Below are 9,438 nucleotides of genomic sequence, written 5' to 3'. Positions count from 1 at the left end.
GGCGACGGGGGCAATAGTGCATCGCTCCCCGGGGAGAGCGCGCCATAAGCCGTAAAACCATTGCGCAGGGAAGGCCGGATGTTCCGGCATCACCTGTGGTCACCCCCGCGTGCGTTTTTCGCGTGCGGACCCTGGGTGCCAGCCGGCGCCCGGCCTTCCCTGCGCCCTTTCTTTGCGATGAGGGCGAAACGGACAGCAAAACTCGGGCGCTTGCGCCGCGAGACGGCGGACGTGTGCGCGCGCCGCTCAGCAAGGCGCATTTCTCCCATGATCGGTGATGTTGCCGCGCCGCCCCCAACTTCATCTTGCGCTGCGGCAAAAAACTTGCACACTCGGCTGAGCCGGGCAGCCAAGCGAGCTCGAACAGCGGAGCGAGCCAATGTCCCTCCAGACCGTACCGTCTGACACCGCCGACCAACGCCCCAACCGCCCCGAGGATGTCCAGGCCCTGGAGGCGGACACGCGCCTGCGGGACGATATCCGCCTGCTCGGGCGCATCCTCGGCGACACCGTGCGCGACCAGGAGGGCGCCGAATTGTTCGACCTGGTCGAGCGCATCCGGCAGACCTCGATCCGATTCCACCGCGATGAGGACCGGCTCGCCCGTCGCGAGCTCGAGCAGATCCTCGACAGCATCTCGACCTCGGAGACGGTGCGGATCGTCCGCGCCTTCAGCTATTTCTCCCACCTCGCCAACATCGCCGAAGACCAGAACAACATTCGCCAGATGCGCGCCAACAAGGGCGGCGGCTCCGGCGTGCTGGCCGAGACGCTTGCCCATGCCAGGGCTGCGGGCATCGGCGCCGATGCCCTGCGCAACTTCTTCAAGAGCGCGCTGGTCAGCCCGGTCCTGACCGCGCATCCGACCGAGGTCCGCCGCAAGAGCACGATGGACCGCGAGATGGAGGTCGCCGCCCTGCTCGATCGTCGCGAGCGTGTCGCGCTGACGGCGGAGGAGGCCGCCGCAAGCGACGAGCAGCTCCGCCGCGAGGTGCTGACGCTGTGGCAGACCAATCTGCTGCGCCGGACCAAGCTCACCGTGCTCGATGAGGTCGCCAACGGCCTGTCGTTCTACGATTACACGTTTCTGCGCGAGGTGCCGCGGCTGGTCAACACGCTGGAGGACCGGCTGGAGGAGGGCGGCGAGCAGGCGGCCGGCGAGCTCGCCTCGTTCCTGCGCATGGGCAGCTGGATCGGCGGCGACCGCGACGGCAATCCCTTCGTCACCGCCGACGTGATGCGCGGCACGCTGCGGTTGCAGTCGAGCCGGGTGATGCAGTTCTATCTCAATGAGCTGCACGTGCTCGGCTCCGAGCTGTCGATCGCAGCGCATCTCGCCGACGTCTCCGAGGAGCTGCGCACGCTCGCTGAGCGCTCGCCCGATACCTCGCCGCACCGGAGCGGCGAGCCTTATCGGCTTGCGGTCTCGGGCATCTATGCGCGCCTCACCGCCACGGCCGAAATGCTTCAGGTCGAGATCACGCGCCGGCCGGTCGGCAAGGGCGCGCCCTATGACAGCGTCGGGGAGTTCAAGGCCGATCTCGACGTGCTGCACCGCTCGCTGATCTCCAACAACGCCGGCGTCATCGCCCGCGGCCGGCTGCGGCTGCTGCGCCGTGCGGTGGACTGCTTCGGATTCCATCTGGCGCGGCTCGACATCCGCCAGAACTCGGCGGTGCACGAGCGCACCATTGCCGAGCTGATGGATGCCGCCAATCCCGGCATGTCGTATCTCGCGCTCGGCGAGGACGCCCGCATCTCGCTGCTCACCAACGAGTTGCGGTCGACGCGCTCGCTGGTGTCGCCATTCGTCAAGTACAGCGACGAGACGATGGGCGAGCTCAACGTCTTCCATGCCGCAGCAGAAGCGCATGCGAAGTTCGGCTCGGACGCCATCCCCCAATGCATCATCTCGATGTGCAAGGGCATGTCCGACATGCTCGAGGTCGCGGTGCTCCTGAAGGAGGTGGGGCTGGTGCATCCCTCCGGGCGCAGCGCCATCAATATCGTGCCGCTGTTCGAGACCATCGAGGATTTGCAGGCTTCCAGCGCCATCATGGACCGCATGCTCTCGCTGCACGATTATCGCCGGCTGGTCGACAGCCGCGGCAGCGTGCAGGAGGTCATGCTGGGCTATTCCGACTCGAACAAGGATGGCGGCTTCGTCACTTCGGGCTGGGAGCTCTACAAGGCCGAGATCAACCTCGTTGACGTATTCGAGCGTCATCACGTGCGCCTGCGCCTGTTCCATGGCCGCGGCGGTTCGGTCGGCCGCGGCGGCGGCCCGAGCTACGATGCCATCATAGCCCAGCCCGGCGGCGCGGTGAACGGCCAGATCCGCATCACCGAGCAGGGCGAGATCATCTCCTCGAAATATTCCAACGCCGAAGTCGGCCGCAACAATCTGGAGATCCTTGCCGCCGCGACGCTGGAAGCGAGCCTGCTGCATCCGCGCCAGAGTGCGCCCCGGCGCGAATATCTGACTGCGATGGACGAGCTTTCAAACCTCGCCTTCAAGGCCTATCGCGGCCTCGTCTACGAGACCGAGGGGTTCGTCGATTATTTCTGGGCGTCCACCGTCATCAACGAGATCGCGACGCTGAACATCGGCAGCCGCCCGGCCTCGCGCAAAAAGACGCGCGCGATCGAGGATTTGCGCGCCATCCCCTGGGTGTTCTCCTGGGCGCAATGCCGCCTGATGCTGCCCGGCTGGTACGGATTCGGCAGCGCGGTCGAGCAATGGATCGCGGAGCATCCCGACAAGGGCATGCCGTTCCTCAAAGAGCTCTACAAGGAATGGCCGTTCTTCCGCATGCTGTTGTCGAACATGGACATGGTGCTGGCCAAAAGCTCGATCGCGATCGCCTCGCGCTATGCCGAGCTCGTGCCGGATGAGGCGCTCCGCGAAAAAATCTTCGGCCGCATCCGCCGCGAATGGCATTCCTGCATCGAGACGCTGCTGGACATCATGGGCCAGGACCGGCTGCTGCAGAGTAATCCGCTGCTGGAGCGCTCGGTGCGCCACCGCTTCCCCTATCTCGACCCGCTCAACCACGTGCAGGTCGAACTGCTGAAAGAGCACCGCGCGCAGAACCCGGACGAGCAGGTGCTGCGCGGGATTCAACTGACCATCAACGGGATCTCGGCGGGGTTACGGAATACGGGGTAATTCAGGCCCGTCGTTCCGGGGCGATGCGAAGCATCGAACCCGGAACCTCGAGATTCCGGGTTCGGCTCTGCGAGCCGCCCCGGAATGACGGCGGGTCGTTCAACAGAAATGCGCGCCCTGCGTCTCCACGTACACCGCATAGAGCGACTGGCTCGCGGTCATGAACAGGCGGTTGCGCTTCTTGCCGCCGAAGCAAACGTTGGCGCAGGTCTCGGGCAACAGGATCTGCCCGATGCGCGCGCCGTCGTTCGGCGCGAACACCTGCACGCCGTCGTAGCCGGGGCCAACCCAGCCGGCGCCGACCCAGATATTGCCCTCAGTGTCGACCCGCAACCCATCGGGAAAGCCTGATTTGCCGTCGAGCTTCATGTCGATCAGCTTCTTCGGGTTCGACAGCTTCGCCCCGTCGATGTCGTAGGACCACACCACGTTCTCGGCTTGCGGATAATGCGTGATGCCGGTGTCGCAGACATAGAGCTTCTTGTAGTCGTGACTGAAAGCGATGCCGTTCGGCTTGAACGGCTCGTCGGCCACCTTCGCGACCTGGCCGCTCTGCGGATCAATGCGATAAACCGCTTCCTTCTGATACGGCTGCAGCGAGCCGGTATTGGCAAGCTTGCCCTCATAGATGCTGATCGCGCCGTAGCCGGGATCGGTGAACCAGATCGCCTTGTCGTTGGGATGCACCACCATGTCGTTCGGGCCGTTGAGCGGCTTGCCGTTGGCCTGTTCGGCCAGCGACGTCACCGAACCATCATGCTCGTAGCGGACGAGGCGGGTGCGCTCGGCGCTGATCTGGCGGCCCTCGGTGTCGAACGAGTTGCCGTTGGCCTCGTTCGACGGCTTGTGGAATTGCTCGGAGATATGGCCGTCGTCGTCGAGGTAGCGCAGCTGCCGGTTGGCGGGGATGTCGCTCCAGACGAGATATTGCCCCTGCGCATTCCACGCTGGCCCTTCCGCCCACAGGCAGCCGGTATAGAGCCGCTTGATCGCGGTGTTGCCGACCTTGGCCTTGAAGCGCTTGGGATCGATGGCAATGATGTCAGGATCGGGATAGCGCTGCGGCTCGGCATTGGCGCCGAAGTCGCGGGCGTCCGCGTTCGAGGCGAGCAGGGCAGACGCGGCGACAGTCGCGGCGCCCTTGAGCAGCGTGCGGCGGGCGAGGCCGCTGCTTGCAGTCGTGTCGTCGGAGTTGGTCAGTATTCTTGTCATGGTTTCCTCCCAAAATTGTGTTGGGAGGAAATGATCCGCCAGCAATCGGGCGTAAAGCGGAGCGATCTCCGGAGTAAGATAACCGGAGATCGCAGGGCAGAGATGCCGCAAATGCGGTCCGACGGGATTCCTTACACGGGATCCCAAGGGAAGATGTCGGCGGAGCGGTCGAGCTTGTAGAACGATCCCTTCAGCGCCGGCATGCCATGTTCCGCGATCGACTGCGGCGTCCAGCCTTCGCTCCGGTGCACCGAGCGCAGCGGACGGTTCTGGCTGAACAGGAACAGCTCGTTCATGCGTGCCCCAAAGATCTGCCCGGAGACGTCCTTGGCGGCATCGGAGAGCAGATAGGCGCAGACCGGCGCGATCTTCTCCGGGCCCATCTGCTTGATCTTCTCGACGCGCGCCTTCTCGGCTTCGGTCTCGGTCGGGATGGTGCCGATCATGCGGGTCCAGGCGAACGGCGAGACGCAGTTGGAACGGACGTTGAAGCGGCCCATGTCGAGCGCAATCGACTTCGACAGGCCGACGATGCCGAGCTTGGCGGCGGCGTAGTTGGCCTGGCCGAAATTGCCGATCAGGCCGGAGGTCGAGGTGAAATGCACGAACGATCCGCTCTCCTGCTCGCGGAAAATTCGCGCTGCCGCGTGCGAAACGTAGAACGAGCCCATCAAATGCACCTTGATGACGGCCTCGAACGCTTCCACGCTCATCTTGTGGAAGATCATGTCGCGCAAAATGCCCGCATTGTTGACCACGCCGTCGAGCCGGCCGAAATGATCGGTCGCGGTCTTCACGATCTTGCTCGCGGGGATGGCTTCGGCCACCGACTCGAAATTGGCAACCGCGGTGCCGCCGCGCTTCTTGATCTCCTCGACCACTTCCTCGGCGGGCGCGGCGCTGGTGCCGGCGCCGTCCGCGGCGACGCCGGGATCGTTGACGACGACCTTGGCGCCCTCGCCAGCGCAGAGTAGCGCGATCTCCCGCCCGATGCCGCGGCCTGCGCCGGTGACGATGATGACCTTGTCTTGCAGTGATTTCGTCATTTGGGTTCTCCTGTTGTCTTACCTCGCCCCGCTTGCGGGGAGAGGTCGGATCGCATCGAAGATGCGATCCGGGTGAGGGGGGACTCTCCGCGAGTCCGAGTGTGTGGAAGCAGCCCCTCACCCCAACCCTCTCCCCGTAAGAACGGGGAGAGGGAGAGGCGAGCAGCTCATTACCTCTCGTTCGTAAACACGATCGTGCCCGACGCGGCGAACATGCCGCCGACGCCGTGACACACCGAAATCTTCGCATTCGCGACCTGCGCTGGCGCAATACCGCGCATCTGCCGCACGCTCTCCTGAAGCGCATACATGCCGTACATGCCCGAATGCATGTAGCTCAAGCCGCCGCCATTGGTGTTGAGCGGCAGCTTGCCGCCTGGCCGCGTGTTGCCGTCGGCGATGAACTTGCCGGTCTCCTCGTGCGGCATGAAGCCGAGATCGCCGAGGCCGAACAGCGGCAGATGCGCAAACGCGTCGTAGATCATGAGATGGTCGACGTCCTTATGCGCGATGCCGGCCTCCCTGAACGCTAGGGGCCCCGCGGTCTTGAACGCGCGCGAGGAGTTGAACGTCTCCATCTGGCTGACCATCGGCGTCTCCACGCTCTCGCCGGTGCCCATGATGTAGACGGGCTTGCGCGGAAAATCCCTGGCGCGGTCGGCCGAGGTCAGGATCAACGCGCCGCCGCCGTCGGTGACGAGGCAGCACTGCAGCAGGCGGAACGGATAGGCGATCATGCGCGAGTTGAGGACGTCCGCGACCGTGATCGGATCCTTCATCATCGCGCGCGGATTCTTCGCCGCCCATTCCCGCTGCACCACCGCGACCGAGGCGAGTTGCTCGTGCGTGATGCCGTAGGTCTTCATGAAGCGCAGCACGGGGATCGGGAACATGCTGGGGGGGCCATAGACGCCGAACGGCGCCTCGAACTGGCCTTGCAGGCTGTCGGCGGGGATCGAACGCGGTGCCTTGCCGATCATCGACTTGCCGCTCTCGGCATGGGTGATCAGCACCGTCTTGCAGAGGCCGGCCTCGATCGCCGCGGCGGCATGGCGGACATGCAGCATGAACGAGCAGCCGCCGACTGAGGTGCCGTCCACCCAGGTCGGCTTGATGCCGAGGTAGTGGCAGACCTGCTGCGGCGTTTCGACCGCGGTGGCGAAACCGTCGATGTCGGACAGCTTCAGCCCGGCATCGGCGATGGCATTGAGCGCCGCATCCGCGTGAAGCTGGAGCTGCGAGGCGTTGGGGATGACACCGAGTTCGGTGGTCTCGGCCGCGCCGACGACGGCAACCTGGTTGCTGCGCATGGCCTATCCCTTCGCCGGACGGAATACGGGGAGGGTGATCTTGTCGTCGAGCGCCTCGAAGGCGACCTCGAGCTTCATGTCGAGTTCGAGCGCCTCCGGTGTCTGCGGGCAGTCGATGATGTTGCTCATCATCCGCGGCCCCTCGTCGAACTCGACTACCGCGATCGCGTAAGGCGGCGTGAAGCCGGGCGCGGCGGGACGGTGGTTGATCACGTAGCTGTAGAGAAAGCCCTTGCCGCTCGCCTTGAAGATGCTGACCTTGCGCGAGGCGCAGGACGGGCAGAACGGGCGTGGCGGGAAATAGACATGCGCGCAGGCGTCGCAGCGCTGCAGGCGCAACTCGCCCGCCTTGGTGCCGTCCCAGAAATGCTGGGTCTCCGGCGTCGGTTTCGGTCGCGCGCGCTGCGGTTCGGCCATCTCGGCAGGTCCTCCCAAGGCCAAGCTAAGCCCGGCTGTTGCGATCTTGATGCGACAATCGACCATGGCGCGTCAACGGTCCAGCAATGCGCATGCATGCCATCATGCGCACAATGCTTGTGTCGAAGTGAGGCAGCGCTATACATTGCGCGCAAATATTCCGTGAGACAGACATGCCCGATTTTTCGACACTGAAGAAGCTCGCCGAAGACCTCGAAAGCGGCCGCACCAGCTCCCGCAAGCTGGTCGAGGCTTGCATCGCCAAAATCGCCGATCCGGCCGGCGAGGGGCAGCGTGCTTTCATCCATGTCGACAAGGATGCCGCGCTTGTGGCGGCGGATGCGATGGACGGTTTGCGCAAGGTGAAGGCGGCGCCCTCGCGCTACGCCGGTATCCCGGTCTCGATCAAGGATCTCTTCGACATCAAGGGCCAGGTGACGCGCGCCGGCTCCCGCGCGCTCGACGATTCCTCGCCGGCCGAACAGGATGCCCCCACGGTGGCGCGGCTGCGCAAGGCCGGCTTCGTCGTGATCGGGCGCACCAACATGACCGAGTTCGCCTATTCCGGCATCGGCATCAATCCGCATTACGGCACGCCAAAGGGCGCCTGGAACCGGGCCGAGGGCCACGTGCCCGGCGGTTCGTCTTCGGGTGCCGCGGTCTCTGTGCTCGACGGCATGGCGCATGGCGCGCTCGGCACCGACACCGGCGGCTCCTGCCGGATTCCGGCGGCCTATAACGGCATCGTCGGCTACAAGCCGACGCAGCGGCGCGTGCCGCTCGATGGGGCTGTGCCGCTGTCGTTCTCGCTCGACAGCATCGGGCCGCTGGCACGATCGGTCAGTTGCTGTGCCATTCTCGACGCCGTGCTCGCCAACGAGCCGATCGCCCCGCTGAAGCCTCGCCCGGTCAAGGGCATGCGGCTGGCGGTGCCGACCACGATCGCGCTCGACGACCTCGATGCGGCCGTGGCCGGGACATTCGAGCGGGCGCTCAAGAGCCTTGCCGATCACGGTGCGATCATCGAGCGCATCGAGATGGCCGAATTCCACGACATCGGACCGATGAACGCCAAGGGCGGCTTTGCGGCTTCCGAAAGCTATGCCTGGCATCGCTACCTCCTCACGTCCAAGGGCGACGTCTACGATCCCAGAGTCTCCGTGCGCATCATGCGCGGCGAGGCGCAGAGCGCGGCGGACTACATCGATCTTCTCAACGAGCGCCGCTCGCTGATCGCCCGCGTCAATGCGCGCATCGCTCCCTATGACGCGCTGGTGCTGCCGACCACCGCCAACACGCCGCCGAAAATTGCGGATCTTGCCGACGACAAGGCGTTCACCAGGGAAAACCTGCGGGCGCTCCGCAATTGCACCCTGATCAACATGATCGACGGCTGCGCCATCTCGCTGCCTGCGCATCGCGAGGGCGAGATTCCGGTCGGCCTGATGCTGGCGGGCGCGGGCGGATCGGACCGCCGTATCTTCGAGCTTGCTGCCGGCATGGAGGCCGTAATTCGTGTTTGACCTGACTTTCACCGTCGACGCCCAGGACACCACCACGCCGCTGACGCTGGCGATCGACCAGATGGTCATCGCCGGCTGGACCGGCCGCGATCCGGTCGCGCGCGACAAGCACATTGCCGAGCTGCAGGAGATGGGTATCGCCCCGCCAGCCTCGACGCCGATCTACTATCGCGCCTCGGCGCGGCGCCTGACAATGGAAGACAGCATCGAGTGCACTGGCGGCGATTCCAGCGGCGAGGTCGAGTTCGTGCTGATCGGCTGGCAGGGTCGCATTTTCGTCGGCTGCGGCTCCGACCACACCGACCGCAAGGTCGAGGCCTACAACGTCACGGTGTCCAAGCAGATGTGCGACAAGCCGATCTCCTCAACGCTGTGGGAGCTCGAGGACGTCATCGGCCATTGGGACAGGATGATCCTGCGCTCCTGGGCCACCATCAAGGGCGAGCGCGTGCTCTACCAGGAGGGCACGCTCGACGCGATGCTTCCGGTGGTTGACTTGATCGCGCGTGGCTTCGAGAGTGGAAAATTCCCCGACGGCTGCGCCATGTTCGGCGGTACGTTTGCGGCGAAAGGCGGTATCCGCCCCGCCGACCGTTTCGATTTCGAGCTGGAAGATCCCGTGCTGAGGCGGACGATCAAGCACGGCTACGACGTGGTGACGCTGCCGGTGAGGGGCTGAGGCGCCTCCGCACCGTCATTGCGAGCGAAGCGAAGCAATCCAGACTGGTTCTGCGCAGGGATTCTGAGCCTCCCCTAAATCG

The 9,438-nt window shown here is 65.0% G+C and carries 7 protein-coding genes; 3 read left to right on the top strand and 4 right to left on the bottom strand.

Going from position 1 to position 9,438, the window contains the following annotated elements; all coding sequences use genetic code 11:
* Positions 1–379 precede the first annotated feature (379 nt).
* Positions 380–3,169, top strand: a complete 2,790-nt coding sequence (gene ppc, locus FXB41_RS33025) for a phosphoenolpyruvate carboxylase (protein ID WP_219684730.1) — start codon at positions 380–382, stop codon at positions 3,167–3,169.
* Positions 3,170–3,268: 99 nt separating this feature from the next.
* Here ppc and FXB41_RS33020 read toward each other — a convergent pair whose 3' ends face one another.
* The 4 genes from FXB41_RS33020 to FXB41_RS33005 all read right to left on the bottom strand — a co-directional run bounded on the left by FXB41_RS33020 (position 3,269) and on the right by FXB41_RS33005 (position 7,154).
* On the bottom strand, positions 3,269–4,381 hold the full coding sequence (locus FXB41_RS33020) for an SMP-30/gluconolactonase/LRE family protein (RefSeq protein WP_007593676.1): 1,113 nt from the start codon (positions 4,379–4,381) through the stop codon (positions 3,269–3,271).
* A 131-nt stretch (positions 4,382–4,512) separates the two neighbouring features.
* Positions 4,513–5,427 (bottom strand): SDR family oxidoreductase, encoded by a 915-nt coding sequence (locus FXB41_RS33015; RefSeq protein ID WP_007593675.1) that lies wholly within the window; start codon positions 5,425–5,427, stop codon positions 4,513–4,515.
* 170 nt (positions 5,428–5,597) lie between these two features.
* Positions 5,598–6,737: a thiolase C-terminal domain-containing protein gene (locus FXB41_RS33010; RefSeq protein WP_219684729.1), complete on the bottom strand. Its 1,140-nt coding sequence runs from the start codon at positions 6,735–6,737 to the stop codon at positions 5,598–5,600.
* 3 nt (positions 6,738–6,740) lie between these two features.
* A complete protein-coding gene (locus FXB41_RS33005; RefSeq protein WP_219684728.1) occupies positions 6,741–7,154 on the bottom strand; it encodes a Zn-ribbon domain-containing OB-fold protein in 414 nt (137 codons plus the stop codon).
* Between the two features lie 173 nt (positions 7,155–7,327).
* Here FXB41_RS33005 and FXB41_RS33000 point away from each other — a divergent pair, with 173 nt between their 5' ends.
* Together FXB41_RS33000 and FXB41_RS32995 are read left to right on the top strand one after the other, a co-directional pair.
* A complete protein-coding gene (locus FXB41_RS33000; protein WP_219684727.1) occupies positions 7,328–8,677 on the top strand; it encodes an amidase in 1,350 nt (449 codons plus the stop codon).
* Complete coding sequence (locus tag FXB41_RS32995; RefSeq protein WP_219684726.1) at positions 8,670–9,356, top strand: DUF2848 domain-containing protein; 687 nt, start codon at positions 8,670–8,672, stop codon at positions 9,354–9,356. Before FXB41_RS33000 ends, FXB41_RS32995 begins: the two co-directional genes overlap by 8 nt.
* Positions 9,357–9,438 lie beyond the last annotated feature (82 nt).

It is taken from the genome of Bradyrhizobium canariense (genome assembly GCF_019402665.1).
GTDB classification, from domain to species: domain Bacteria; phylum Pseudomonadota; class Alphaproteobacteria; order Rhizobiales; family Xanthobacteraceae; genus Bradyrhizobium; species Bradyrhizobium canariense.
The sequence above is the reverse complement of the archived record's forward strand: the minus strand, read 5'-3'. Positions and strand labels throughout refer to the sequence as shown.